The sequence below is a fragment of the Streptomyces sp. CWNU-52B genome, from assembly GCF_047444975.1.
In the GTDB taxonomy this organism is placed as follows: Bacteria; Actinomycetota; Actinomycetes; order Streptomycetales; family Streptomycetaceae; genus Streptomyces.
In genome coordinates this window covers 93,577-120,243 of the sequence record NZ_JBLFJV010000013.1, presented here as the reverse complement: position 1 = coordinate 120,243, position 26,667 = coordinate 93,577, and the positions used below count along the sequence as shown (strand labels likewise).

19 protein-coding genes, 1 pseudogene and 1 riboswitch are annotated in these 26,667 nt (G+C 73.7%); of the genes and pseudogenes, 8 read left to right on the top strand and 12 right to left on the bottom strand.

Annotated features, from left to right (window positions below; genetic code table 11):
- Nucleotides 1-110: 110 nt before the first annotated feature.
- Nucleotides 111-941 carry an alpha/beta fold hydrolase gene (locus ACLVWQ_RS15470; protein WP_414109234.1) on the top strand — a complete coding sequence of 277 codons (831 nt, stop codon included), beginning with the start codon at nucleotides 111-113 and terminating at the stop codon, nucleotides 939-941.
- Nucleotides 942-1,034: 93 nt separating this feature from the next.
- Here ACLVWQ_RS15470 and ACLVWQ_RS15465 read toward each other — a convergent pair.
- Nucleotides 1,035-1,823, bottom strand: a pseudogene (locus ACLVWQ_RS15465) (EamA family transporter); the annotation flags it as partial.
- A 62-nt stretch (nucleotides 1,824-1,885) separates the two neighbouring features.
- Between ACLVWQ_RS15465 and ACLVWQ_RS15460 the strand changes: the two are divergent.
- The 6 genes from ACLVWQ_RS15460 to ACLVWQ_RS15435 all read left to right on the top strand — a co-directional run bounded on the left by ACLVWQ_RS15460 (nucleotide 1,886) and on the right by ACLVWQ_RS15435 (nucleotide 13,058).
- Nucleotides 1,886-3,349, top strand: a complete 1,464-nt coding sequence (locus ACLVWQ_RS15460) for a PLP-dependent aminotransferase family protein (RefSeq protein WP_414109233.1) — start codon at nucleotides 1,886-1,888, stop codon at nucleotides 3,347-3,349.
- A gap of 369 nt (nucleotides 3,350-3,718) precedes the next feature.
- A complete protein-coding gene (locus tag ACLVWQ_RS15455) occupies nucleotides 3,719-5,311 on the top strand; it encodes an alkaline phosphatase D family protein (RefSeq protein ID WP_414109232.1) in 1,593 nt (530 codons plus the stop codon).
- A 160-nt stretch (nucleotides 5,312-5,471) separates the two neighbouring features.
- The gene (locus ACLVWQ_RS15450) at nucleotides 5,472-6,887 is read left to right on the top strand and encodes an SWIM zinc finger family protein (RefSeq protein ID WP_414109231.1); all 1,416 of its coding nucleotides are present in this window, start codon (nucleotides 5,472-5,474) and stop codon (nucleotides 6,885-6,887) included.
- Nucleotides 6,884-9,661: a DUF6493 family protein gene (locus tag ACLVWQ_RS15445; protein ID WP_414109230.1), complete on the top strand. Its 2,778-nt coding sequence runs from the start codon at nucleotides 6,884-6,886 to the stop codon at nucleotides 9,659-9,661. The genes ACLVWQ_RS15450 and ACLVWQ_RS15445 overlap by 4 nt, the downstream gene beginning before the upstream one ends.
- A 125-nt stretch (nucleotides 9,662-9,786) precedes the next feature.
- Complete coding sequence (locus ACLVWQ_RS15440; RefSeq protein WP_414109229.1) at nucleotides 9,787-11,229, top strand: N-acetyltransferase family protein; 1,443 nt, start codon at nucleotides 9,787-9,789, stop codon at nucleotides 11,227-11,229.
- 137 nt (nucleotides 11,230-11,366) lie between these two features.
- Complete coding sequence (locus ACLVWQ_RS15435; RefSeq protein WP_414109227.1) at nucleotides 11,367-13,058, top strand: DUF885 domain-containing protein; 1,692 nt, start codon at nucleotides 11,367-11,369, stop codon at nucleotides 13,056-13,058.
- Between the two features lie 649 nt (nucleotides 13,059-13,707).
- On the opposite strand, the gene ACLVWQ_RS15430 is transcribed toward ACLVWQ_RS15435, so the two are convergent.
- The 9 genes from ACLVWQ_RS15430 to ACLVWQ_RS15390 all read right to left on the bottom strand — a co-directional run bounded on the left by ACLVWQ_RS15430 (nucleotide 13,708) and on the right by ACLVWQ_RS15390 (nucleotide 23,794).
- Nucleotides 13,708-14,223 (bottom strand): immunity 21 family protein, encoded by a 516-nt coding sequence (locus tag ACLVWQ_RS15430; protein WP_414109226.1) that lies wholly within the window; start codon nucleotides 14,221-14,223, stop codon nucleotides 13,708-13,710.
- Nucleotides 14,224-14,346: 123 nt separating this feature from the next.
- Nucleotides 14,347-17,373: an AAA family ATPase gene (locus tag ACLVWQ_RS15425; protein ID WP_414109225.1), complete on the bottom strand. Its 3,027-nt coding sequence runs from the start codon at nucleotides 17,371-17,373 to the stop codon at nucleotides 14,347-14,349.
- 79 nt (nucleotides 17,374-17,452) lie between these two features.
- Nucleotides 17,453-18,616, bottom strand: coding sequence for an exonuclease SbcCD subunit D (locus tag ACLVWQ_RS15420; protein ID WP_414109224.1), 1,164 nt, complete (start codon nucleotides 18,614-18,616; stop codon nucleotides 17,453-17,455).
- Nucleotides 18,617-18,684: 68 nt separating this feature from the next.
- Nucleotides 18,685-19,311, bottom strand: a complete 627-nt coding sequence (locus ACLVWQ_RS15415; protein ID WP_414109223.1) for a YigZ family protein — start codon at nucleotides 19,309-19,311, stop codon at nucleotides 18,685-18,687.
- 99 nt (nucleotides 19,312-19,410) lie between these two features.
- Nucleotides 19,411-19,998, bottom strand: a complete 588-nt coding sequence (locus ACLVWQ_RS15410; protein ID WP_414109222.1) for a SixA phosphatase family protein — start codon at nucleotides 19,996-19,998, stop codon at nucleotides 19,411-19,413.
- Entirely contained in the window at nucleotides 19,995-20,825 is an 831-nt protein-coding gene (locus tag ACLVWQ_RS15405; RefSeq protein ID WP_414109221.1) for a hypothetical protein, read from the bottom strand. Before ACLVWQ_RS15405 ends, ACLVWQ_RS15410 begins: the two co-directional genes overlap by 4 nt.
- 46 nt (nucleotides 20,826-20,871) lie before the next feature.
- Nucleotides 20,872-21,753: an ABC transporter ATP-binding protein gene (locus tag ACLVWQ_RS15400; RefSeq protein ID WP_414109220.1), complete on the bottom strand. Its 882-nt coding sequence runs from the start codon at nucleotides 21,751-21,753 to the stop codon at nucleotides 20,872-20,874.
- The gene (locus ACLVWQ_RS15395) at nucleotides 21,750-22,766 is read right to left on the bottom strand and encodes a FecCD family ABC transporter permease (RefSeq protein ID WP_414109219.1); all 1,017 of its coding nucleotides are present in this window, start codon (nucleotides 22,764-22,766) and stop codon (nucleotides 21,750-21,752) included. Before ACLVWQ_RS15395 ends, ACLVWQ_RS15400 begins: the two co-directional genes overlap by 4 nt.
- Nucleotides 22,763-23,794, bottom strand: a complete 1,032-nt coding sequence (locus ACLVWQ_RS15390) for an ABC transporter substrate-binding protein (RefSeq protein ID WP_414109218.1) — start codon at nucleotides 23,792-23,794, stop codon at nucleotides 22,763-22,765. The genes ACLVWQ_RS15395 and ACLVWQ_RS15390 overlap by 4 nt, the downstream gene beginning before the upstream one ends.
- Before the next feature lie 67 nt (nucleotides 23,795-23,861).
- A riboswitch (cobalamin riboswitch) is annotated at nucleotides 23,862-24,047 on the bottom strand.
- A 178-nt stretch (nucleotides 24,048-24,225) separates the two neighbouring features.
- On the opposite strand from ACLVWQ_RS15390, the gene ACLVWQ_RS15385 reads away from it, so the two are divergent.
- Nucleotides 24,226-24,633 carry a CoA-binding protein gene (locus tag ACLVWQ_RS15385; protein ID WP_414109217.1) on the top strand — a complete coding sequence of 136 codons (408 nt, stop codon included), beginning with the start codon at nucleotides 24,226-24,228 and terminating at the stop codon, nucleotides 24,631-24,633.
- Here the strand turns inward: ACLVWQ_RS15385 and ACLVWQ_RS15380 are convergent.
- Entirely contained in the window at nucleotides 24,590-25,480 is an 891-nt protein-coding gene (locus ACLVWQ_RS15380) for an MHYT domain-containing protein (protein WP_414109216.1), read from the bottom strand. The two genes, ACLVWQ_RS15385 and ACLVWQ_RS15380, sit on opposite strands and share 44 nt — an antisense overlap.
- A 182-nt stretch (nucleotides 25,481-25,662) precedes the next feature.
- Entirely contained in the window at nucleotides 25,663-26,460 is a 798-nt protein-coding gene (locus tag ACLVWQ_RS15375; protein ID WP_414109215.1) for a VOC family protein, read from the bottom strand.
- Nucleotides 26,461-26,667 lie beyond the last annotated feature (207 nt).

Sequence of the window (26,667 nt, the reverse complement as noted above, 5' to 3'; positions counted from 1 at the left end):
GGGGGCTACCCGTCGGTAGCAATTGCTGACAAGCTGTCTAGGAGCCAGCCGTTCCAGGCTCTCCCCAGCACCCAGCACCCAGCACCCACCCACCAGACAAGGAGCAGCCCATGTCCGCCACGGTCTCCTTCAGCGTCCCCTCTTCGCACGGCCCGCGGACCGTGACCCTCGCGTACACGCGCGTGGGCAGCGGCGCACCGCTCCTGCTGCTGCACGGCATAGGCCATCACCGGCAGGCGTGGGACCCGGTCGTCGAACTCCTCGCCGCCGAGCGGGACGTGATCGCGGTGGACCTGCCGGGCTGCGGCGAGTCCCCCGCGCTGCCCGAGGGACTCGGCCACGACCTGGCGACGACGACCGCGGCGCTCGCCGCGCTGTGCGAGACGCTGGAGCTCGACCGGCCGCATGTGGCGGGCAACTCGCTCGGCGGGCTGCTGGCCCTGGAGCTGGGCCGCGAGAAACTCGTACGGTCCGTCACGGCGCTGTCGCCCGCCGGGTTCTGGTCGCCCGTCGAGCGGCGTTACGCGTTCGGTCTGCTCCAGGCGATGCGGCAGGCCGCGCGGGCCATGCCGCTGCCGATGATCGAGCGGCTGTCCCGGTCGGCCGCCGGGCGCGCGCTGCTGACCAGCAGCATCTACGCGCACCCGGCCCGCCGTTCACCCGAGGCGGTGGTCGCCGAGACCCTCGCGCTGGCCGCCGCCGAGGGATTCACCGAGACTCTCAGGGCGGGCAACTCGGTCCAGTTCACGGACGACGTCCCCGGCCTGCCCGTCACCGTCGCCTGGGGCACGCGGGACCGGATCCTGGTACGCCGCCAGGGAGTCCGCGCCAAGCAGGTCATCCCCCGGGCCCGGCTGGTGCGGCTGCCCGGCTGCGGGCACGTCCCGATGAACGACGACCCCGCGCTCGTCGCGCGCGTCGTCCTGGACGGCAGCCGCTGAGGCCCGTGCGCCGCGGCTGAACGCGCCCGACCCCAGGGCGACTCCGGTACCGACCAGCGCGCTGCCCACGGCCTGCGCCGCCCCGTAGGAGCCCGTTCCGACGAGCGGGGCCGTGCAGGCGGCGGCCACCGGGATGAGGCCGGAGAAGAGCGTCGCGCGCTCCGCGCCGATGCGCTGCATGCCCATGTACCAGCAGACGAAGCCGACGACCGTGACGACCGCCGCCTGCCACAGCAGCGCGACGGCCTCGGTCGGGTCCGGGGTCCGCAGCCAGTCGCTGCCGTCGACGAGCACCCCGGCGAGCGCCGACTCGGCCGCGGCGAGGCCGCACACCGTCGCGGACAGCAGACGCGGTCCGAGCGGCCGCAGGACGGGCACGGCAAGCACCGCGAAGCCGATCTCGCCGACGAGCGCACACACGGAGAAGGCGACACCGGCCCCGTCGGTACGGCCCCAGCCCTGGACCGTGAAGGCACCGGCGGCCACCAGCGACGCCCCGTACAGGACGGTCCGTCGGGGCCCGCGGCCCTCCAGGAGGGGGACGAGCACGGCCACGACGACCGGGGCGCACCCTACGAAGACACCCGGTATCGCGGGTTCCGCGCTGTGTTCGGCGGCGATCACGGAGAGGTTGAAGCCGACCATGCCGACGGCGGCGAGCAGCGCGAGGCGTACCCACCGGCGCGGTGCCAAGGCGCGCAGGGGCGCCGCGCCGCCTCGTCCGACCAGCGGGAGGAGGAGCAGACAGGCGAGGCCGTAACGCAGGAACTGACCGCCCGCGTACGGGTAGTGGCCCAGCACGCTGTTGGCGGTGAAGGAACCTCCGACGAGGACGGCGGCGAGAGCCGCGAGCAGGGACCCGCGCGTGGTGGTGGCGTTCATGGTGGTGGCGTTCATGGAGGTGACGCTATGAAGGACCGCGGCCCGGTTTAAGGTCCACTTCCATGACGCCATCGGGGACCAATCCGGAGCCGCCCGCGGCGGCGGGCTGGGCCGGTGCCTGGGAGGTGCTCCTGCCGGCCGCTTCGGCACCGGCACGCGCGCGTGGCCGTGCGCTGCAGACCGCGCTGCGGGAGGCGGTCCGCTCGGGCCTGCTCACACCGGGCACCCGTCTGCCGTCCAGCCGCGAACTCGCCGCCGACCTCGGGGTGTCCCGGGGCCTGGTCACGGAGGCGTACGAGCAGCTGACGGCGGAGGGCTATCTCCGCAGCGGCCGGGGTGCCGGGACCTGGGTCGGCGGGGCGGTGCGGGCCGCGCTCCCCCGCGCGCGGGACCTCGCTCCCCGCGCCCCGGGCGGCCGGGTGGACTTCCTGCCCGGTACGCCCGACCTGTCGCTGTTCCCGCGCGCGGCGTGGTCGGCCGCGCAGCGCGGGGTGCTCGCCGAACTGCCGCACCACGCGCTCGGCTACCCGGATCCACGCGGGCTGCCCCGGCTGCGTACGGCGCTCGCCGAACTGCTCGCCCGGCGCAGGGGGGTGGTCGCGGATCCCGAGCGGGTGACGGTCGTCTCCGGGGTGGCCCAGGCGACCACGCTGCTCGGATTCGTGCTCCACGCGCGCGGGGTGCGTGCCGTGGGCGTGGAGGATCCCGGCAGCCCGGAGCACGGTGCGCTGTACGCGTCGGCCGGCCTCGACGCCGTACCGCTGCCGCTGGACGACGAGGGGCTGGACATCGGGGCGCTGCGCGCGTCCGGGGTACGGGCGGTGGTGACGACGCCCGCGCACCAGTTCCCGACGGGGATCGCGTACTCGGCGCGGCGCCGCGCGGAACTCCTCGACTGGGCACGGGAGGTGGACGGACTCGTCGTCGAGGACGACTACGACGGTGACTTCCGCTACGACCGGGCGCCCGTCGGGGCTCTTCAGGGGCTCGATCCGGAGCACGTCGCGTATACGGGTTCCGTGAGCAAGTCGCTGGCGCCGGGGCTGCGGCTGGGCTGGCTGCTGGTTCCGGCCTCGCTCGCCGAGGAGGTCGTCGACCGCAAACGGACGCTGGACCTGGGCAATCCCGTCGTCGACCAGGCGGTGCTCGCGCGATTCGTGGAACGGGGCGACTACGACCGGCAGCTCCGCCGGTGCCGGCGCGCGTACCGGGAGCGGCGCGACGCGCTGGTCGCGGCGCTGGCCGAGCACTTCCCCGGCGCGGAGGTCTCGGGCGTCGCCGCCGGGTTGCACGCGATCGCCGCGCTGCCGGCGCGGTACGGGCCGGCGGGACGGTTCCTGGCCGCGACGGGGGCGGCCGGGATCGCGGTCCGCGCGCTGGCGTCCTACACGCGGATCCCGTCGCCCGAGGACGACGTGGTCCGCCTCGTCCTGGGCTACGCCCATGTCTCCCCGGCCCGCATCCGGGAGGGCATACACGCGACGGCCCTCGCAGCCGGAACGACCCCGCCTCCCGTCGACGGCTGACCACCGGGTCCGACCGCCCGGAACACCGCCTGCGGCAGAGTGGGGGCTGATCGCGCAGTTCCCCGCGCCCCTAAAAACACCGCCCCACCCCGCCCCGTCAGGGGCGCGAGGAACTGCGCGCTCAACCCCCACCACCCGCAGCCCCCCGCACCACCGCCACCCACCCCCACCCAGGGGCGCGGGGAACTGCGCGGCCGGCCCCCGCCCACCCGCACATGTCCGCCGGCCTCGCCCGCTCCCACCACCCCCACCCGCAAACCCCTCCAATCCCCGCGGAGCGAGTTGTTCACTTGTGGTTTGCGTGCACGCTGCGGCACACCAGTAGGTGTAGCCGTGCACACCGGTCGAACCCGTCCCAGGAGGCGTCCCATGTCACACCGTCCGCCGAGCAGCCCCCTCCCCGGCCGCCGCAGCGTCCTGCGCGGCTCGCTCGCCGCGTCGGCGGCACTCGCCCTGCCCGCCGCGGCCGGCGCCGCCACCGCGGCCCCGGCGTTCGCCCTGTCGGGCCGGCCCAGGGCACAGTGGGGCGTACAGGCCGGAGACGTGACCACGAACTCCGGCCTGGTGTGGGTCCGCTCGGACCGCCCCGCCCGCATGATCGTCGAAACGTCCGCGACCGAGTCGTTCCACAGGCCCCGGACATGGCGGGGCCCGCTCCTGGGCACCGGCACGGACTTCACCGGCACGGTCCCCCTGCACGGCCTGCCGGCCGGTGAGCAGATCCACTACCGGGTGACGCTGGCCGACCCGGACGACTACCGCCGCACCGGCGAGCCCGTGTCCGGCACCTTCAGGACCGCGCCCTCGAAGCGGCACCAGGACGTCCGGTTCCTCTGGTCCGGCGACATCGTGGGCCAGGGCTGGGGCATCAACCCGGACATCGGCGGCCTCTACGCGTACGAGGAGATGCGCCGTCTGAACCCCGACTTCTTCCTGTGCAGCGGCGACACCATCTACGCGGACGGCCCGCTGTCGGCCTCCGTGACCCTCCCGGACGGCCGGGTGTGGCGGAACGTCACCACCGAGGAGAAGTCCAAGGTCGCGGAGACCCTCGCCGAGTACCGCGGCAACTTCCGTTACTCGCTGCTCGACGAGAACGTACGCCGGTTCAACGCCCAGGTCCCCACGATCACCCAGTGGGACGACCACGAGGTCACCAACAACTGGTACCCGGGCGAGATCCTCGCCGACGACCGCTACACGGTGAAGGACGTCGACACGCTGGCCACCCGCGCCCGCAAGGCGTTCAGCGAGTACTTCCCGATCTCGACCCTGCCCGCCACCGGCAAGGAGGGCCGGGTGCACCGGGTCGTGCGCCACGGCCCCCTGCTGGACGTCTTCGTGCTCGACATGCGCACGTTCCGCAACGCCAACTCCCCCGGCCGGCAGACCGACGACACCACCGGCATCATGGGCGCGGAGCAACTGGCCTGGCTGAAGCGGGAGCTGACCCGCTCGCGCGCGGTCTGGAAGGTGATCGCCGCCGACATGCCGCTCGGCCTGGTCGTGCCCGACGGCGCCACGGACATCGAGGCCGTCGCCCAGGGCGACCCGGGAGCGCCGCTCGGCCGCGAACTGCAGATCGCGGAGCTGCTGCGGTTCGTCAAGCACCGGCGGATCACCGGCACGGTGTGGCTGACGGCGGACGTGCACTACACCTCGGCGCAGCACTACGACCCCTCGCGCGCCGCCTTCAAGGACTTCGCGCCGTTCTGGGAGTTCGTCTCAGGACCGCTCGCCGCCGGCGGGTTCCCGGCGAACGCGCTGGACGGCACGTTCGGTCCGGACCGGGTCTTCGTCAAGGCGCCGGCCACGTCGAACGTCTCGCCGATGGAGTCGCCCCAGTACTTCGGCGAGGTCGACATCGACGGCGGGAGCGGCGAGCTGACGGTCCGGCTGCGCGCGACCGGCGGGTCGGTACTGTTCACGAAGGTGCTGCAACCGGGGCGCGTGGGACAGTAGTTGCCCCCGGGGGCGCGCCCGATGGGCCCGTCTCCCGTACTCTCGTAGCCCGTGCCGCGTACCGGCGTCATCCCCCGGTACGCGGCACGTCGGCGTTCTCGAATTCATGCGTTTCCGCAGGTCGGGGCCGATTGTCAGTGGTCGCCCCTACGGTTTTCACATGACGCGATCGATGCAGGCCGTGGCCTACACCCGACCCTCCGCGCTGGAGTCCGCACCGGGCGGACAGCGCCTGGGCCTTGAGACCTCGCGGGGTGCGACGCCCCGGGGTGTCGAGGACCATCCCCGCTTCTTCGCGGGTTTCCTCACCTCGCCCCAGGTGGCGTCGGCGGGGCTGCTCGCGGTCGCCGACGTGGCGAGCGCCCGCTACTACCAGCGCCAGTTGCAGGCGTCCCTCGACCCGGTGGTCACGGGCAACGGCGACCGGCTGCGTTTCGAGTCCTTCTCGGGCTGCGGCGGGGTGTACGCGCGTCTGGACGTGCTGGAGGCGGGCCTCGACGGCGGTGAGGTGGGACACGGCACGACGAACGTCGACGTCAACAACCCCTTGCGGAACGCCCTGTCGAGGATCGGCTCCGCGGATCCGCTGCACCTGCGCGTCGGTCCGGACGAGCTGGCGGTGACCACCCTGGACGGTCCGGTCGTGGAGAAGAAGGTGCCGCTGCCTGACCGGTGGCTGCGGGGGTTCGCAGAGGCCCAGGTGACGGCGGCCGGTTTCGACCTGCGGGCCGAACTGCCCGCGGCGGAGGCCGTGCGGTTCCTGCGCTCGCTGCCGCGTGGCGGCGCCCGCGGCGCCTCCCGGGGAGCCCAGTGGGTCGTCCCGGTACGGGGTGTTCTGCGGCCCACGACCCGCCCGGTGCCCGGAGCCGTCTGTCTGCCCGGCCCGGAGCGGCTGATCGCCCTCCAGCGGGTCCTTCGCCATGCGTCGGCCCTGCGGGTGTACGGTCCCGCGCTCGCCGGGACCGCCCCGTCGGCCAGTGCCTGGGAGGTCGTGCTGCCCGGTATGCGGCTCACGCTGACGCTGTCCCCGGAGGCGTCCCGGGGCTTCTCCGGTGAGGGCGGTGTGCTCGACGCGCTGGCCACCGACGAGGCCGCCGAGGACGCGGAGCTGATAGCGGTCCTGCTGGCCTGGGAGCCCAGGATCGACATCGGGGACCTGGCCGCGTCCTCGGGCCTGCCCGTCGAGCGGGTGCGGGCGGCCCTCGTCCGGCTGGGCACCTCGGGACGCGTGGGCTACGACACGGCGGAAGCCGCCTACTTCCACCGTGAACTGCCCTACGACGCCGAGCGGGTGGAGCGGCACAACCCCCGGCTGAAGGCCGCCCGGGACCTCGTGGCGGCGGGCGCGGTGGTCCTGGACGGCGACCTCGGCACGGTGACCGCGCAGGACGGGCACGCGCACCGGGTGCGCGACGCCGCGGGGGTGCTGAGCTGCAGTTGCCTGTGGTGGGCCACGTACCGGGGCGGGCGCGGGCCGTGCAAGCACGCGCTGGCGGTACGGATGGTCCGGCGCGGCGCGGTGGCCGGACAGGCGGGGGTTCTGGCGGCGGTTCGGATCGACGGCGGTGTGCGATGAGCGGAGCGGTCTCGGTGAGCGGTGTGGTGTCGGTGAGCGGTGTGGTGTCGGTGAGTGATGTGGTGCCGGTGTCGGCAGGTGGGGCGGTCTCGGTGAGTGACCCGTTGCTGAAGGCCGTCCGGGCGGGGCGGCTGGAGGAGGCGGCAGGGCTGCTGGACGGGATGACGGATCCCGAGCGCCGGCTCTGTCTGCCCGCGCTGAAGGAGCTGCGCAAGGAGTTGCGGAGCGCGCGCTGGGACGCCGTGTCCCGCAAGGCGTATCCCACCCTGCACGCGGCCGGGGCCGCCTGCCACACCGGAGCTGCCGGGACGGCCTCCTGGATCGCCGCGGCCGACATGCGCTGGTCGCAGGCGTCTCCCGCGACCCTGCTCCATGTCCTGGGCGACCGGGAGCAGGACTGGCTGGGCAACCTCGCGCAGCGGCTCGCGGACCGCCCGCCGGCCTCCGAGGTGCCGTACGAGTTGATGGCGGGGCTGGTGCGGCTGTCCGGCTGCGCGGTGCCGACGACGGAAACCTATGTCATGGGCTGGGTCGAGCAGACCGGCAGCCTGTGGCAGCGCGGGGACACCGTCCTCGACCGGCTCCGCCGGGATCCGTACACTGCGCGGCTCGTCGCCGCCCTCTTCGAGATCCCGGGCATCGGCAGCCGGCTGGACTGGCTCTTCGGCGACGGCCCGAACAGCTGGATCAACGCCCTCACGGCACTCACCGAGGAAGGGCTCCTCGACCGTGGGATCCTGATCGACGCCTGCGCCGCCCGGCTGCTGCGCGGCACCCTGGCGTCCGACTGCCGGGTGTTCCTGCGGCTGTTGAAGGCACTCGCGCCCAGCCGGGACGAGGAGCGGGAGCGTGCCGCGGACTGGCTGGCGCTCGTCTCCCACCCGGTCTCCACCATCGCGTCGCACGCCCAGGCGGTGCTGGGCTCGCTGGCCCTGGCCGGCGAGATCGCACCCCGGCAGCTCGCCGAGATGACCGACGCCGTGCTGTTCCGCACGGAGAAGAAGCTGGTGCGCGCCCAGCTCGTGCTCCTCGGCAAGGCGCTCCGGCACGATCCGTCGAGCGCGGCCGACCTGCTGCCCGCGGTGGCACAGGGCTTCGGGCACGAGGACACGGACGTGCAGGAGCGCGCGCTAAAGCTGGTGGAGCGGTACGTCGGCGCGGTGGACGAGCGGGCGCGCGACGAAGTGGCCCAGAGCGCCGACCAGTTGAGTGCCGGGCTCCGGGCACGGGCCGCCGTCGCCCTCGGGCTGGACGCGGCCGAGCTCGCGCCGCAGGCGTACCTGGAGCTGCTGCCGCCCGTTCCCGCGCCGGCCCGGGTCGAGCCCGCGCCGGAGTCGGTGACCGAGCTGGCCGAGGAGGTCGGAGCCCTGCTGGCGTCCCCCGACGGTGACATCGGACCGTTCGAGCGTGCCCTGGACGGCCTGGTGCAGCAGGCGTATCTGCGGCGGGAGGAGCTGGTCGAGGCCCTGACACCGGTGACCGCCCGGTGCTGGTGGATGGACACCGATCGCCTGTACCACCCGGTGGACCAGTACTTCCGGGACACCCCGCACGGCGTGGAGGTCGTGCTCGCGGCCCTGCTGGGACGGGTGCGTACGGCCACGCTCCACAAGGCCGATCAGCGCGGCCCGGCGTCGGACCCCTGCGTGCACACCCCGCTCGCCGTCGCCTTCGACGCCCGTCTGTGGGAGGTGGCCTACCGGCTGCGGACCGACCCGTTGCCGCTCCTGCTGGCCACACCCACCTGGTCGTCGGGGTTCCTGGAGCCGGACGAGCTGGTGGACCGCCTCGCCGAGTACCACCGGCTCGGCGCCCGCGTCGGGGAGGCCGACTTCGCTCAGGCACTGCTCCGGGTGCGCCGCGACGACCGGGCGCTGACCGCGGCCGCCGCCGAGCGGGCCGCCGCGCTGGGCAGCACGGCGGGCGAGCGGCTGGCCCGATGGCTCACGAGCGAGGGCCCGAAGCCACCCACGAGCAGTCGGCGCCTCTCGGGAGAGTGCATCCTGCTCGAACTCGGCGAGACCGCAGGGCTGCCGGAGCACCTCCCCCCGGCCTTCCGCCCGCTCGGCCGGCCCGTGGGCGCCCACGCCACCCGCAGGTTCTGCGACCACTACTGGAACCCGGCGGGGCGGCAGCACTGGCTGGCCGTGCTGCCCGGGTGGCGGGAGACCGTCGCCGTGCGCCTGACGCGCGAGCTCTCCACGGCCGCGGTGGACGACACCCGGGGCGCCGCCGCGGTCCTGCCGCTCATGGCCGAGGCGGAGGGCGAAGCGGGTGAGGGCGTGCACCTGTGTGTGGCGTACGGGCTGGGCGCGCGTCACCCGGAGGACCGGCTCAGCGCGGTGGACGCCCTGCTGGTCCTCGCCGCGCGGGGACAGTTGGACGCCGAGGGGCTCGGCAGGGACCTGGCGCAGCTGGTGCGGCACGGGGCGGTGAAGCCCGTGCGGCTCGCCGAGTCCGTGCAGACCGCGGCGACGACCGGCGCGTACGCCACCGTCTGGTCGATACTCAGGGCCGCGCTGCCGGAGCTGCTCGCGGGCCTCGCCTCGCAGGGCGCCGCCCCGGCCGCCCGCGGGTTCGGCGAACTGCTGGCCGTCGCCGCCGAGTGCGCAGAGCGGACCGGAGCGCGGGGTGACGTGGACCATCTCGCGTCGGTGGCGGACCGGCGGGGTTCGTCCCGGCTCTCGACCCAGGCACGCCGGCTGCGAACCGCTCTGGAAACCGCGCTGGAACCGGCTGGGGAACTGGTTCGGGAACAAGAGGTCACCGGCTGACGGAACCACGACAGGGAATCGTAAAAAGTGCAACAAAGAAGACAGATGCATACTTAACCGATCAGTCACAAAGCGTTCGCGATCACGCAACACCCGTACTTCACAGTGACGGTATGACTCCAGACATGTCTGATGTGACACGCGCGAAAAACGGCCGGCCGGTCCACCACTGGCGCAGGGATCTCGTCGAACTGGCCGCCCTGTTCACGGCGGTGGCGGTCGCCGACGCCGTGGCGAACCTGATCGGGCACGGCCCCGACGGCCCCGTCCTGCTCGCGATCTCGGCGGTCGCGCTGATCGCCACGGCGGCGTTCCACACCTGGTGGTCACGACGCCACGGTCACGCACCTCCGGCGGACGATACCGGCGCCGGCCCGGCCGCGTCCGCGCGGCAGGCCGGGGCGGCCGGGCACGAATCCGGTGCCCCGGCGGCGGGTTCGGGAGAGACCGTGCTGTGGCGGATGCGTACCACCGTGCGGGACGAGCCGGGTTCGCTGGCCACGCTGTGCATGGCCCTCGCGGGTCTGCGGGTCGACATCCTGAGCCTGCAGACGCATCCGCTGGCCGAGGGCACCGTGGACGAGTTCCTGCTGCGGTCCCCCGCGCAGGTGGCGGCGTCCGAGGTCACACGCGCGGTGGCGCGGTCGGGTGGCTCCGGCACCTGGATCGAGCGGGCCGACGCGCACGACCTGGTGGACGCGCCCACCCGTGTGCTCGGTCTCGCGACGCGCACGGCGCTGGACGCGGCGGAACTGCCGTTGGCGCTGCGGCAGTTGCTGGGCCGGTGCACGATCAGGTCGCTGCCCGCCTCGTCGGCGCGCGGGGACCGTCCGGAGGAAGGGGCGCCCGTCGAGGGAGCGCTTGAGGAGACGGTGATGCGGTTGCGCGCACCGGAAGGCGGAGTGATCACCGTGGAGCGGCCCTATCTGCCGTTCACGCCCACCGAGTTCGCGCGGGCCCGTGCCCTGGTCGAGCTGGACGCCCGGCTCGGCCCGCGGGTCCCGAGCAGCCGGGACGTCCTGACCCTGCCGCAGGGCAACGCGATCACGGTGCGCCGCGCCGACGCCGGTGACGTCGACGCCGCGAAGGCCATGCACGAGCGGTGCTCGCAGCGGACGCTGAGCATGCGCTATCACGGGCCCGTCGGCGACGCGGACAAGTACCTCAAGCACCTCCTCAGCCCTCACTTCGGGCGCACGCTCGCCGTGCAGACCGCGTCGGGGCGGATCGTCGGACTGGGCCATCTCCTCTGGGACGGCGACGAGACGGAGATCGCGCTGCTGGTGGAGGACGACTGGCAGCGGCGCGGTATCGGCGCCGAGCTGATCGGCCGGCTGGCCGCGATGGCCGTCGAGGCGGGCTGCGAGAGCGTGTACGCGGTCACGCAGTCCTCCAACACCGGCATGGTCGCCGCGATGCGCGGCCTGGACCTCCCTCTCGACTACCAGATCGAGGAGGGCACCCTCGTCATCACGGCCCGCCTGGGCACGGCGTCACGCCACACCGGCACGCCGTCCGCGGAAGCCGCCGAGCACGAGCCCGAGCCCGAGCACTCGGTGCGCGACTGACGGCACGGCGGGCCCGGTGACCGTACCGGGCCCGCCGGGGCCGCTCGTGTCACGCCCTCGGCGAAATCGGGCTGACGTGGCCCGATGCCTGGAAAACCGGGCTGACGCGGCGGCCGTCGCCGTATGAGGATGGCGGTATGTCACAGACGAAGAACCCGCTGCCCCGAGAGGTCGCCGACACCTACGTCGACGAACTCGTCGCCCTCGACCCGGTCACCGGTACGTATCTCGGCGTGAAGGAGAGTTCCAGCAGGCTGCCCGACACCTCGCCGGCCGGCCAGGAGGCCCTCGCGCAGCTGGCGAGGACGACGCTGGCCCGGCTCGACGAGGCGGAGCGGCAGCCGGGCGCGGACAGTGACATCGAGCGCCGCTGTGCGCGCCTGCTGCGCGAGCGGCTCACCGCCGAGCTGGGCGTGCACCAGGCCGAGGAGGGCCTGCGGGCCGTCGGCAACATGCACACGGCCGTGCACGCGGTGCGTGAGGTGTTCGCCGTGACGCCGGCGGACACCGACGAGGACTGGGCCGCGATCGCCCAGCGGCTGCGCGCCGTGCCGAAGGCCCTCGACGGTTACCGCGAGTCCCTCGGTCTGGGCCTGGAGCGCAAGCTGTACGCGGGGCCGCGCCCCACCGCGACCTTCGTCGAGCAGCTCACCGAGTGGTCGGACACGGACGGTTCGGGCCGCGGCTGGTTCGAGGACTTCGCGGCGGCGGGCCCCGAGGCGCTGCGCGCGGAGCTCGACGAGGCCGCCCGCGCCGCGACGGCCGCCGTCGTCGTGCTGCGCGACTGGATGCGGGACGTGTACGCGCCCGCGATCGAGGGCGCGCCCGACACGGTGGGCCGCGAGCGGTACGCGCGCTGGTCGCGGTACTTCAACGGTACGGATCTCGACCTGGACGAGGCGTACGCGTACGGCTGGGCCGAGTACCACCGGCTCGCCGCCGAGATGAAGAAGGAGGCCGAGAAGGTACTGCCCGGCGCCGCGACCCCGTGGGTGGCGCTCGCGCACCTGGACGAGCACGGCAAGCACATCGAGGGCGTCGACGAGGTCCGCGAGTGGCTGCAGGCCCTGATGGACCGGGCGATCGAGGAACTGGACGGCACCCACTTCGAACTCGCCGAGCGGGTACGGAAGGTGGAGTCCCGTATCGCCCCGCCGGGCGGCGCCGCGGCCCCGTACTACTCGGCGCCGAGCGAGGACTTCTCCCGCCCCGGCCGTACGTGGCTGCCGACGATGGGGCAGACCCGTTTCCCGGTGTACGACCTGGTGTCGACCTGGTACCACGAGGGTGTCCCCGGTCATCACCTCCAGCTCGCCCAGTGGGTGCACGTCGCGGGGGACCTCTCCCGCTACCAGGCCACCGTGGGCGGGGTGAGCGCCAACGCGGAGGGCTGGGCCCTGTACGCGGAACGGCTGATGGACGAACTCGGCTTCCTCAAGGACGCGGAGGAACGGCTCGGTTACCTGGACGCGCAGATGATGCGCGCCGCCCGGGTCATCGTCGACATCGGGATGCATCTGGAGCTGGAGATCCCGGCTCAGTCGCCCTTCCATCCGGGTGAGCGCTGGACCCCGGCACTGGCTCAGGAGTTCTTCGGCGCGCACAGCAGCCGTCCCGCGGACTTCGTGGAGAGCGAACTGACCCGCTATCTCTCCATCCCCGGCCAGGCGATCGGCTACAAACTGGGCGAGCGTGCCTGGCTGCTGGGCCGCGCCAACGCACGCGAGCGCCACGGCGACGCCTTCGACCTGAAGGCATGGCACATGGCGGCACTGTCCCAGGGCTCGCTGGGCCTGGACGACCTGGTGGACGAACTGTCCCGCCTGTGACCTGAGGGAACACGGCGGCAGGCCCGGGGGTGGCCCGGGGCCCGGAACCGAGGCCCGAGGCCCCGGGCCCGGAGCCCGGGACCGGCCGGAGCCGGAGCCGGGGCCCGAAAGCCGGGAAGCCCGGAGGCCGGACCCGGAACCCGAAAGCCGAGACCCGGAGCCGAGGCCGGAAGCCCGAAAACCCGGACGCCAGACCCGGGACCCGGAATCGGACCCGGGACCCGGGACCCGGAAGCCGGGGCCGAGGCTCGGAGACCGGAAGCCCGGAGACCCGGAGACCCGGAGACCCGGAGCCCGGGGGGCCTGTGCCCGAAAACCCGGAGTCGGACCCGGAAGCCGGGGCCGGAACCCGGAGCCAAGGCCCGGAGCCCGGGGGTCCGGAGACCCGGAGCCCGAGGGCCGGAGCCCGAAAGCCCGGAGTCGGACTCGGGACCCCGGGCCGGAACCCGGAGCCGAGGCCCGGAGACCAAAGCCCGGAGGCCGGAGGCCGGACCCCGGACCCGAAAGCCGGGGCCGGGACCCAGAGGCGAGGCCGGACCCGGGGACCGGCCCACGGGGCCGTCCAGCCTCGGCCTCCTGCCCGGCCGCCCGGCCCGGCTGGGCTCAACCGTCGCTCCTGGACGCCCAGTTATCCTGCCCTCCACCTCAACTACCGCCCCAGCAACCGCAGTTGTATCAACCCGAGCCAGGTCTCCGGGCCCGGTTCGGCGTGGGCCGTGCGTACCGCGTACCGGCCCGGGGCGAGGGGGATCCGTAGGTGTCCCGTCTTGGTGGACTCCTCCCCCGGCCAGGCCGCGTCGAACAGCACGACGTCCCCGGGGACCTGCCAGTGCACCTCGCGCCCCCACGCGGCCGTGTCGAGGGCCGCCGGCACCCCGGCCAGCAGCTCACGCTCCGACTCGCCCGCGAACCACCGTACGAACGTGGCGTGCTGGGGCAGATAGGCGGTGGCGGCCGGTTCGTCACCGAGGACGAGGGCCGTGACGTTCCCGACGGGCAGCAGGCCGACGTAGCCCTCCACCTCGCACGCCCTGTCGTAGTCGGAAGCCAGCTCGTCGCCGTCGGCCCCCGTCCAGAACGGGAGCACCCCTTCCGGTATCGCTATGAGCGGTCCGCCGCCCGACTCGACCCACTCGACCGGACTGCGGTCCGCATAACTCGCCATGAGCAGAAAACTACACGCCCCGATGGGCCCCGATTGACGATTCCTTTGCCCGGACGCCCAGCCGATATACGACTGAGTCCATGCGGCCGGCCACGGCCCCCTCGACCACCGATCGGTACCCGGTCAGGACCCGGCCCGTTGCCGGACGACCGACCCCGATCGGCCCTTCACGACCTCCAGTTGGGCGTGGATCCGGCGGCGCAGATCCGCGACATGGCTGACGATGCCGACACTTCGGTCCCGCTCCCGCAGGGAGTCCAGCACGTCGAGGACCTCGTCGAGCGTCTGGTCGTCGAGGCTGCCGAAGCCCTCGTCGATGAAGAGCGTGTCCAGACGCACCCCGCCCGCCTCGTCGGTGACCACGTCCGCCAGGCCCAGCGCGAGGGCGAGGGAGGCGAAGAACGTCTCGCCGCCGGAGAGGGTCGCCGTGTCGCGCTCGCGCCCGGTCCAGGCGTCGACCACGTGCAGCCCGAGCCCGCTGCGGCCGCGGCCGGCCCGGTCGTCGGAGTGGACGAGGGTGTACCGCCCGGCGGACATGCGCCGCAGCCGCGCCGTGGCGGCGGCCGCGACCTGCTCCAGCCGGGCCGCGAGGACGTACGACTCCAGGCGCATCCGGCGTTCGTTGTCCGCGGAGGTGCCCGCCGTGAGCGTCGCGAGGCGGGTCACACGGTCGTGCTCCTCACGCAGCGGCGCCAGCCGGCGGACGGCCGCGGTGGCCCGGTGGGTCAGCCGGTCCAGTTCCGCGCAGCGGCGGGAGGCCGCGTCGCGCGCGGAGGCCGCCTCGCGCACCCGCCGGACGGCCACGGCTGCGTCCTGTTCGGCGGCCCGGACGTCGGCGGGCGGCTGCTGCGCGGCGGCGGCCGTCTCGGCCTCCGCGAGCACCGCGCGGACCGTGGCCTCCTCCTGCTGCCAGGTGTCGAGCCGGTGTTGCAGCTCCCGGTGGGCCGCGTCGTCGAGGAGGGCGGCCGCGGCGGCCCCCGGCGTGTCGAACCCGGCGCGGAAGGCCGCGTCGGCGAGTCGCGCGTCGGCGTCCTTGAGCCGCTGCGCGCTGTCCGCCGCGACGCGCGCCGCGTCCGCGGCGTCCGTGAGCGTCGAGACCTGCCGCTCCAGCTGGGCGGCCCGCTCGGCGACACTGCCCGCGGAGCCCCTGGCCTGCGTCAACTCACCTTCCAGCGCGGTGGTTTCACCGGCGAGGGCGTCTCTGCGCGCGGTCCGTGACGCACCGCGTACGGCGGCCTCCTGGTGGGCGGTGAGCCGGCGCCGGTGCTCGTGCTCGGCCTGCCTGAGTGCCTCACTGGCCCCGTGCAGCCCCGACGCGGCGTCCCGGGCCTCGGCGTGTCGGCGCTCCAACTCCGCGGCCTGCTCGGCGAGTCGGGCGGTGGGGGCGTCCCCGGCCTCGGCGGTCGCGGCGGCCAGTGCCTCACGCACGACCCCGAGCCGCCGCTCCTCCTCGGTACGCCGCTCGACGGCGCTCTCGTACGCGGCGAGCGCGGCGTCCTCCGCCCGCTGGTCGACGTGTCCGCCGGCCTTCCGGGCGGGGGCGGGGTGCTCGGTGGCGCCGCACACCGCGCAGGCCTCGCCGTCCACCAGGCCCGCGGCGAGTTCCGCAGCGATGCCCTTGAGCCGCTGCTCCTTGAGGACCAGCCAGTGGGACTGCGCGTCCACCGCCTGTTCGCGCGCGGCGAGCACGCGTGCGTGGGCCTCGTCGGTGTCCCCGGCGAGCTGGTCGCGCAGCCGGGCGGCCGAGAGCCGGGACCGGGCGGGGTCGCGCTGGACGGCGAGCTGTTCGGCGCGGGTGGTGGCCTCCTGCGCCGTCTCGATACGGGTCTGGAGGCCGGCTCTGGTCGTCTCCCACTCCGCGAGCCAGTGCTCGGCGTCCGTCAGCACGTCGTCGTCGGCGCGCTCCTGACGGTCCAGCACCGCGCGTTCGGCGGCGAGTTCGGCGAGCCGCTGCTCGGCGCGGCGGGCCGACTCCAGGCCGCCCAGTTCCTCGGCGGCCTTGCGCGCTCCGGCGGCGAGGCCCACGGCCCCGGCGTCGGCGAAGCCCTCCGCGCTCTCGGCGGGGCCGAAGAGGCCGGGGAGATCGGCCAGTCGGCCGCGTGCGCGCGCCTCGGCGTGGGCCGCCCGCCGGTGCTCGGCCTCGGTCTCCTCGCGCAGGGCGAGTGCGGGCGCCACCGCCTCGGCCTTGCGGGCCCGTTCCATGCGCGCGCGGTTCTCCTGGTGGGCCCCGGAGCGCTCCTCCAGCCGTGCGGCCCGCTCCCTGGCCTCGGCGAACCGGTGCTGGAGCCGCGCCACTTCGCGTACGTCCTCCAGTACGCGAGCCGCGGCGGCCTGGGCGGACTCGGTGGCCGACTGGGCGCAGTGGGTGATCGTGAACCGCTCCCGGGCCGTGCTCCTGGCGATCGCCGCCCACTCCAGGACGGCCTCGGCGAGCCCGGGGTCGCCGGGGGCGAGGTCGGGCAGCGGCAGCTCGACGAGGTCACCGGCGGCCTGCTGCATCCGGTGGGCGTCGGCCAGCAACTCGGCGTCCCTTGCCCGCACTTGTGTCTCGGCCGCGCGCCTGCGCTCGGCCAGCCGCTGCTCGACGGCGGCGAAGCGCCGGGTGTCGAAGAGGCGCCCGAGGAGCTTGCCGCGGGCCTCGGCGTCGGCCCGCAGGAAGCGCGCGAAGTCGCCCTGGGGCAACAGCACGACCTGGCAGAACTGCTCGCGGCTCATCCCGAGGAGCTGGGTGATCTCCTCGCCGATCTCCTGGTGGGAGCGGCTGAGGTCCTTCCAGGAGCCGGCCGGGGCGTGGTACTCGCGCAGCCAGCTCTGCGCCTTCTCCGTCGTGGTGCCCGTGCCACGCTTCTTGGAGCGCTCGAAGGGCGGTTGCCGGGTGACCTCCAACCGGCGTCCGGACACGGTGAGTTCGAGTGTCACCTCGGTACGGGTGCCGGGCAGCGCGTGGTCGCTGCGCAGCGAACCGCCCTGCCGGGCCCCCGGTACGGAGCCGTAGAGCGCGAAGCAGACGGCGTCCAGGACGGAGGTCTTGCCGGCGCCGGTCGGCCCGTGCAGCAGGAAGAGCCCGGCGGTCGACAGGTCGTCGAAGTCCACCTCCTGGGAGCCGCCGAACGGCCCGAACGCGGTGATGTGCAGCCGGTGCAGCCTCATCGGTTCCCCTCGAAGTCCGGCGTGCCGGCCGGGCCGTGCGGCCGGGCCGGGCCCTGCTGGCCGCTCGCGTCGTACCGGATCACCTGGCGACCTCGTGGACGGTGTCGTCGGCGCGGACGGTGTCGAACGCGTCCTGGAGCACGGCCTGTTCGCGGACGTCGGGTCCCGCGCCGCGCACATGGGCCACGAAGTCCTCCGCGATCTGCTGGTCGCTGCGGCCCGCGAGCCGTCGCGCGTAGGAGACGTCCGGGTCGTCGGGGGCCCGGTCCGGTTCGAAGACGAGGCTCAGCGTGTGCGGGAACCGCTCGGTGAGCCGTGCCATGGGGTCGGCGGGACGCACCGCGTCGGTGAGGGTCGCCTCGACCCAGGCCTCCTCGTGGCGCGCCAGCTCCGGATCGGCGAGCAGCTCCTCAAGACCGCCCCGGATACGGGCCAGGGCGCGCGGTACGGGGCAGTCGAGGCGCTCGGCCGCCACCGAACCGTCGGCCGCCAGGTCCACCAGCCACATGCTCTTGCGGTGGTCGGTCTCCGAGAAGGAGTACGGCAACGGCGAGCCCGAGTAGCGCACGCGCGCGGTGATGGTCTGGCTGCCGTGGAGGTGGCCGAGTGCCACGTAGTCGACGCCGTCGAAGACCCCGGCGGGGACGGCGGCGACTCCGCCCACCGTGATGTCCCGCTCGCTGTCGCTGGCCTCTCCGCCGGTGACGAAGGCATGGGCGAGGACGACGGATCGCGTGCCCCGCGCGCGCGTGGCGAGGTCGGCGCGCACCCGGTCCATGGCGGCGGCCAGCACGCTCTCGTGGCCCGCTTTCTCCACTCCGAACTCGTCCTTCACCAGGGCCGGTTCCAGATACGGCAGTCCGTAGAAGGCCACGTCCCCGAAGGCGTCCTTCAGCACCACCGGCGTACCGCAGGCCGAGGGCTCGGTCCGCAGATGGATGCCGGCGCGGTCGATGAGCCCGGCGCCGACCCCGAGGCGGCGCGCCGAGTCGTGGTTCCCGGAGATCATCACCGTGGGCACGCCCAGGCCCGCCAGCCGGTGCAGCACGTCATCGAAGAGCTCGACCGCGGCCAGCGGGGGCACGGCCCGGTCGTACACGTCCCCCGACACGACCACCGCGTCCACGCCCCGCTCACGCACGGTGGCGACGAGGTGACCGATGAACTCGGCCTGGGCGCCGAGCATGTTCACCCGGTGGAACGCCCGGCCCAGATGCCAGTCGGAAGTGTGCAGAAGCCTCATGATCCCCGAGACTAACGGCCGGGTCGGACATCACGGGCGGCTACTCCCGTATCGGCCCGATCTGTGGCCTATGCGTCCCCGTACGCCTCTCCGCCCAGTTCGAACCCTGCTGTCCCCGCCGTGATGTCGGCCAGCCAGCTCCGGAAGGCCTCGACGTCGGCGTCCGGCAGGCCGATGTCGATGGTGACCACCTCTCCGTAGCGCACCTCCCGTACTGTGCGCCCCGTCGACCGCAGGTCGTTCTGCACCTTGCCCGCCCGTTGGTGGTCGACGGTGACGGTGGCGAGACGAAAGCGTTTACGCGTGAGGGTTCCGAGGGTGTCGAGGGCCTCCCCCACCGCGCCGCCGTAGGCCCGGATCAGACCGCCCGCGCCGAGTTTGACGCCTCCGTAGTAGCGGGTGACGACGGCGACGACGTACCGCATGTCCCGCCGCAGCAGCATCTGGAGCATCGGGACGCCCGCGGTGCCGCCCGGTTCGCCGTCGTCGCTCGCCTTCTGCACGGCGGCGTCGGCGCCGATGACGTACGCGAAGCAGTTGTGCGTCGCGTCCCCGTGCTCCTTGCGGACGGCCGCGACGAAGTCCTGGGCCTCCCGCTCGGTGGCGGCCGGCGCCAGCGCGCAGAGGAAACGGGAGCGGTTGATCTCGGTCTCGTGCACCCCTGCGCGGGCCACGGTGCGGTACTCGTCCTGCATCGGCCCAGCGTATGCGCGCCGCGCACAGGCGTGCGACCACCCACCGGTCGGCGACCCGCCATGAACGGCCCGCGGTCAGTGGTCAGCAGTGATCAGTGGTCAGTGATCGGGAGTGTCCCGGAGCTTTCCGGTCCTTCCGCCGCTCTCCTTCTTCTTCCCCCGGGGCACGATCATGTCCGTGAGCAGCGCCATGCCGGAGCCCAGCGTGGCCCAGCCGGGGCCGTGCCAGGCGAGGATCGCGATCGCCGAGGTGGGGAACTTCGCGCTGACGTCGTCCAGCGCGTCGTCGAGGCTGTCGCCGGCCAGGGTGAGGACCAGTTCCTCCAGGCCGGGGTTGTGCCCGACCAGCAGCAGGGTCTCGGCCTGCGCGGGAGCCTCGCGCATCGCTTCCAGCAGGTCGGACACGGTCGCCGCGTACAGCCGTGAGTCATGGCGTACCGGAGGCGGCGTACCCCACTGCGCGGCCGTCAGCTCCCACGTCTGCCGGGCGCGCACGGCCGTGGAGCAGAGCGCGAGATCCGGCAGGCAGTCCGCGGCCGCGAGGGCGCGCCCTGCGGCCGGGGCGTCCCGGCGGCCGCGCGGTGCGAGCGGCCGCTCGTGGTCGGCGACGCCGTGCGGCCAGGCGGACTTGGCGTGCCGCAGCACGACCAGCCGGCGCAGCGGGCCCGCCCCGGCTCGCGCGATCACTCCGGGGCTCCGCGGCCGATGTCCCGGGTCAGTTCGAGACCGAGCAGCCGGTCCGCGTAGGCGTACGTCTCGAAGCGGGCCCCGTCCGGAACGGTCCCCGACGTCTCCACCTCCCGCAGCACGGCGAGTACGGCGGGCACGTCCAGGTCGTCCTCCCAGGCGGCGCGCAGCTGTTGCCGCACGGATTCGGGGACGGGCCCGGAGGGCCGGGTGGCCCAGCCGGCGACGGCGCCCCGCCAGCGCTTCAACTGGTCCTCGGCGTCCGCGAGGTCGGCCGCGCCCAGCCGCAGGGGCTCGCGGCGGGGGCGGGCGAGCAGGGCGAGGCGCAGGGCCGTGGCGCTGCCCTCGCCCTCGGCCGCGCCGCTCTCGGTCACGCCGCTCTCGATGTCGGCCGGCGCCACGTCGACGAGTAGGCCACCGCCCGCCGGCCCAGCTTCCGCCGTCCCGCCGGCGATCGTCCCACCGTCGGTCGGCTCACCGCCCGGGCCGTGCGCCGGGCCGTCTCCCGGCTCGTCCGCCGGGCCGCGTACCCGCAGCGCCTGGGCTGTGCTCAGGCCGGGGCTGCTGTCGCGTTCGTCCTCGAACGGCCGGATACCGAGCCACGCGGCCCGGTCCCGGAGCTCAGCGCGTCCCTCCGTTCCGGTCAGGACGGTCCAGACGGGCGTCCCGCCGATCTCCAGGGCCCGTACGAGGACGTCGGCGACCAGGAGCACGCGCAGCCCCGTGGTGTCGGGCCGCGGCACATGGGCCTCGACGCGGGTCAGGCCCCGGCGGGCCGGGGCGGCGGTGGTGGAGTCGCCTGTTCGAGTGTCGGTGATACGCAGCACGGGGTGAGCGTAGGCGGGTGCGGGGCCGCGCGCAGGGATGCCGACCTCATTCCGGACACGTGTTCGCGAGTGGCCGGGTCGTGGGCCGGCTCACGGTGCCCAGGAAACGCACGTGCGGCCGGCCTCCCGAGCCGTCGAGGGTGACGGCGGCGCGGACTCCGTACACCTCGGCGATGAGTTCCTCGGTGAGCACCTCGGCCGGGGTCCCGGCGGCCACCACGCGTCCCTCGCGCAGGACGACGAGCTGGTCGCAGTACATCGCCGCGAGGTTGAGGTCGTGCAGGGCGACGACGCTGGTGACCGGGAGCGAGGTGACGAGGGTCAGCAGGTCGAGCTGGTGCTGGACGTCCAGGTGGTTGGTCGGTTCGTCCAGCAGGAGTTCGCGGGGTTCCTGGGCGAGGGCGCGGGCGATCTGCACGCGTTGGCGCTCGCCGCCGGAGAGGGTGTGCCAGGACTGGCGGGCGCGGTCGGTGAGGCCGGTGCGGGCCAGCGCCTCGCGGACGGCCGCCTCGTCGGCCCCGGACGGCGGCGTCCAGGCGCGCCGGTGGGGGGTGCGGCCGAGGCGTACGACGTCCAGGACGCTCAGCTCGACCTGGGTGTCGGCCTGTTGCTCGACCACCGCCACACGGCGGGCGAGGTCGCGTCGGCCCAGTTCGGCGAGCGGGCGGCCGTCGAGGGTGACCACGCCGGAGGCCGGGGCGAGGACGCCGGAGAGCAGCCGCAGCAGGGTGGACTTGCCGGAGCCGTTGGGGCCCAGGAGTCCGACGGTGGCGCCGGTGGCGGGGCTGATGCTGACGCCGTCCAGGATGAGACGGCCGTCGGCGGTACGGCTGACGCGGCGGGCCCGGAGCCCGGCGGCCGACCCCGTCCCGGCGGCCGGCCCGGTCCCGGTGTGCTCGGTGGCGCTCCTGGTGTCCTCGGCCGTCATCGTGTCCTCCGGGTCCGGTAGAGCACCAGCACGAACACCGGTACGCCGATGAGTGAGGTCACCACGCCCACGGGCACCTCCTGGGGATCGAGGACGGTACGGGCCAGGGTGTCCACCCACACCAGGAACACCGCCCCGGCGAGCGCGGCGACCGGCAGCAGCCGGGCGTGGCCCGAACCCACCAGCGCGCGGGCGGCGTGCGGCAGGACGAGGCCGACGAAGCCGATGGCGCCCGCCGAGCTGACGAGCGCGGCCGTCAGGAGCGCGGTCGCGCACAGCAGCACCAGCCGGGTGCGGGCCACGGACACCCCGAGGGTCGCGGCGGCGTCCTGGCCGAAGGCGAACGCGTCCAGCGTGCGCGCGTACGCCAGACAGACCACCAGCGTGACCGCCAGCACCGCGAGGCAGACCCAGACATCGGTCCAGCCGACCCCGCCCAGGGAGCCGAGCAGCCAGAAGAGGACGCCGCGGGTGGTCTCGGCGTCGGCGGCCGTCATCACGACGAAGGAGGTGAGGGCGGAGAAGAGCTGCATCGCGGCGACCCCGCTCAGCACCACGCGGTCCGTCGTCCCGCCGAGGGTGTGGCTGAGCAGCAGCACCAGCCCGAACGAGAGCAGCGCGCCGAGGAACGCGCCCGCGGAGACCGACACGAGGCCGCCGCCGGCTCCCAGGACGACCACGACGACCGCGCCGGTGGAGGCGCCCGAGGAGACCCCGAGGACGAACGGGTCGGCGAGCGGGTTGCGCAGCAGGGACTGCATGACCGCGCCGCACACGGCGAGTCCGGCCCCGCAGACGGCGGCCAGGAGGGTGCGCGGCAGGCGCAGTTGCCAGACGATCCCGTCCCGGATGGGGCTCAGGTCCGTACTCCCCCAGCCGAGGTGGGACGCGACCACGGACCAGACGTCGCCGACGCGGATGTCGGCGGGTCCGATGGTGATCGCGACGGCGACGGATGCGACGAGCAGGGCCGCACCGGCCGCGCAGAGCAGGCCCACGCGCGGCCGGGTCACCCCGTGAGCCCGGACTTCCGCAGCGCGGAGGCCACTTGTTCGACGCCCTCGACGGTGCGGATGGACGGGTTCATGGCCTGTCCGCTGAGCAGGACGTACCGCTTCTTCTTGACGGCGGTCATGTTCCTGGTGACCGGGTCGGACTCCAGGAACTCGATCTTCTTCTTCGCGGACTCGGCGGTCTGCGACTTGCGGGTCAGGTCGCCGATGACCAGGACGTCGGGGTCGCGGTCGGCCACCGTCTCCCAGTTGATCTGGGGCCATTCCTCGTGGGTGTCGTCGAAGACGTTCTTCGCGCCGAGTTCCCTGGTGATGATGCCGGGGGCGCCGCAGCAGCCCGCCATGTAGGGCGATTCGGAGTTGGCGAACCAGTAGAGGAGGGAGACGTCCGAGGCGTCGATGCCCGACGTGGCCTTCGTCATGCGCTGCTTCAGCTCGGCGACGAGCTTGTCGCCCCGTTCCGGTACGCCGAAGACCTGGGCCAGGTCCCGTATCTCGCCGTAGATGACGTCGATGCCGATCGGTTTCTGCCGGGCGCCGTCGCCGTCTCCGGTGTTGTCCTTGCCCGCGCAGTCGGAGGGCGAGACGTACGCGGGCACGCCGAGCTTCTCGAACTGGTCCCGGGTGGCGACGCCGCCCTTGCCGAGCGTGGACTCGAACGACGCGGCGACGAAGTCGGGGTCGGCGTCCAGGACCCGTTCGAAGGAGGGGTTGTTGTCGGCGATCCGGGGCACCTCGGCGTTGGCCTCGGCCAGGCCCTTCATGACCGGGTCGGTCCAGGTGGCGGTGCCGGCCATGCGGTCGGCGAGGCCGAGCGAGAGCATGATCTCGGTGGTGCCCTGGTTGAGGGAGACGGCCCGCCGGGGCGGGGCCTCCACCCGGACGGTGTGGCCGCAGTTGTCCAGGGTGACGGCTGCCGCGGAGTCCGCGTCGGGTGAGTCGGGTGAGTCGGTGGCGCCGCAGCCGGTCAGCAGGATGGCCCCGGAGACGAACAGGGCGGCGCGGCGGGCGGGTCGTGCGATGGGCACGGGAAGTTCCTCAGACGTCGAGGGCTCGAACGCGAAGCCCGGTCGTACGGTGCTCCCCCGCCGTCAGGGGACCGCGGAGGCCGCCAGCAGGTCTTCGGACTCGGGTTCACCCGGACGAGGCGCCTTCCCGGACCGTCTTCGGGTCCAGTGGCCGATGCCCGCCCGTCACCCTCACCGCTGCGCGTCAGCTCCGGATTTCCACCGGATTCCCTGACCCACGTACATGGGTTCGACTGGCTCCCGCAAGCTATCACGGCGGGTTTTCCGGCCACGCGGCAGCACGGGCGGGCCGGAGTGCCCGGCGGGGACCTGGACACCGGTTCCCGCCGCACGTGCCCGGGAATCAGCACGCCGTGTCCGCTGTTGTCCGGCGCAGCAGCACTCACCCCGTCTGCATCCCGTCCGCATCCCGTCTGTCCAGGAGGCCCACCGTGTACGGCGACCCGGCAACCATCCGCAAGATCCTCTCCGAGCTCGGCGACACCTGGGCCGTCGTCGGCCTGTCGTCGAACGAGCGGCGTCCCGCGTACGGCGTCGCCGCGGTGCTCCAGCGCTACGGCAAGCGCGTGGTCCCGGTCCACCCGAAGGCCGAGACGGTCCACGGGGAGAAGGGGTACGCCTCGCTGGCGGACATCCCGTTCGAGGTCGACGTCGTCGACGTGTTCGTCAACAGCGACCTGGCCGGTGCCGTCGCAGACGAGGCCGTGTCCATCGGCGCCAAGGCCGTCTGGTACCAGCTCGGTGTGATCGACGAGGCCGCCTACGAGCGCACCCGCGCGGCCGGCCTCGACATGGTCATGGACCGCTGCCCGGCGATCGAGATCCCCCTCCTTGGCTGAACGTCCGCCGGTTCGTCCTGGGCGGCGCCCCGAACGCCGAGCCCGACCAGGCGGGTGCGTCCGCGTCCTGGGCGGGCGCCCGGCCGCGTGACGTGCCGCCGTTCCAGTCGCCGTCCCCGAGGACGAGCAGCGGGTCGAACATCACCACCACGGCCGCGAGCAGCAGGAAGAGGACCGGTCCGAGGAGCATCGGCAGCAGGAGCGAGTGGGCGGACCCGCCCGCGCCCACCCCGCCGCTCACGCCGTGCAGATGCACGCTGACCGCCGCCATGCCCGTGTAGTGCATCCCGGTCACGGCGACCCCCATGACCAGGCTCGCCCCCAGACTGGCGAGGAAGCCTCGGATCGCGATGGCCGCCCAGAGCGCGGCGGTGGCGGCGCCGACGGCGATCACGACGGAGAGCGCGACGGTCGGGATGTCGTACCGCAGGCCGCCGTTCAGCCGGATGGCCGCCATGCCTATGTAGTGCATGGCGGCGACCCCGAGGCCGGTGAAGGCGCCCGCGGCGATCAGGGTGAGGGTGCTCGCGCCGCGGTAGCCGACGGCGAAGACGCCGAGACCGACCACGACGACCGCCACCGCGAGGCTGAGGATCGTCAGGCCGACGTCGTAGCGGATGCGGCTCTCCTCGACCTGGAACCCGATCATCGCGATGAAGTGCATCGTCCAGATGCCGCAGCCGATGGACGCCGCCCCCAGCGCGAGCCAGCCGGCTTTCCTCGACGCGTCGTCGCGCAGGGACCGGGTGATGCAGCGCAGTCCCAGCGCGGCCCCCAGACAGGCCATGACATAGGCCGCGAGCGGTGTGAGCGTGCCATAACTGAATCCGTCGACCGTACCTTGCATATGCCAACATCCCCCCGGAATACGACGCTTGCGGGGACAGATGTTCGTGCCGTGGCGGGACGGGAGCAAGAGGTTTCGTGCAATCCACAGCCAACTGTGCCCTCCACCAGTCGATTCCGGTCAGGAGTAGGCGCCTTTGCGGCGGAGGAAGGCATTCCGGTGGCGCGGCTCCCGGACGACGCTCAGCGCTGCGGCTTCGACGTCACCGTGAACGGGGCCCCGTCCGGGTCCCGCAGCACCGCCTCCGTGGCGGACGCCCCGTCCCGGACCGTGCCCCCGTGGTCCAGCGCGGCACGGATGCAGGCGTCGACGTCGGTGACCGTGAAGTGGACCTGCCAGTGGGGCCGGATCGTGGGGTCGGGGGCGGCCTCCACCGCGCCGGAGTGGATCCGGGCCACCACCTCGCCCTCGCTGCGCAGCACCACCTCGTCCCCGTCGTAGTGCACCTCGCAGCAGCCGGGCCGGGAGGTCGCCCACTCCAGCACCTCGCCGTAGAACATGGCGGCGTCGAAGGCGTTGCGCGTGTGCAGCCGCAGGAAGGCGGGGGCGGCCCGGCGCCAGGTCTCCCAGCCGACGACGAGCTGGCCCTCCCAGATGCCGAAGACGGCTCCGTCGCGGTCCGCGAGGAGGGCCGCCCGGCCCGGCGGGAAGGCGATGGGCCCGACCGCCGTCGTACCGCCGCGCTCGTGGCCCCGGGCGGCCGCCTCGTCGGCGCTGTCGACGGCGAAGTACGGGGTCCAGGCGACGGCCATCTGCCAGGTCGAGGCGACGGCCGCGATACCCGCCACCGGCACCCCGTCCGCGTAGGCGATCCGGAACCGGTCCATCAGCGCGGTCGTGCGGAACCGCCAGCCGAGCACCGCCCGGTAGAACTCCTCCGCTGTCCCCTGGTCACGCGCTGTGAGACTGACCCAGCACGGGGCGCCTGCCACCGAGTGACTGGAGACGACGTCGTTGCGGACTCTTGCGTCGCGGTTCATGGCAGTACCGTTCCTGAATCGTGCCGAGGGATGCGGGCGGACGTCCGGCGGCGTGGTGGCGCTCACCGGACCGTGGTTCCGCCTCGCTCAGCATCCCCCGCCCGAGCCCTCCTCGCCCGGAGGCGGGCGGGGGTTCATCGTCCGAATACCCCCGAGACACACCCGAAACAACCGGCGGGCAAGGGCCCCACGGCCGTACGCGGGTCC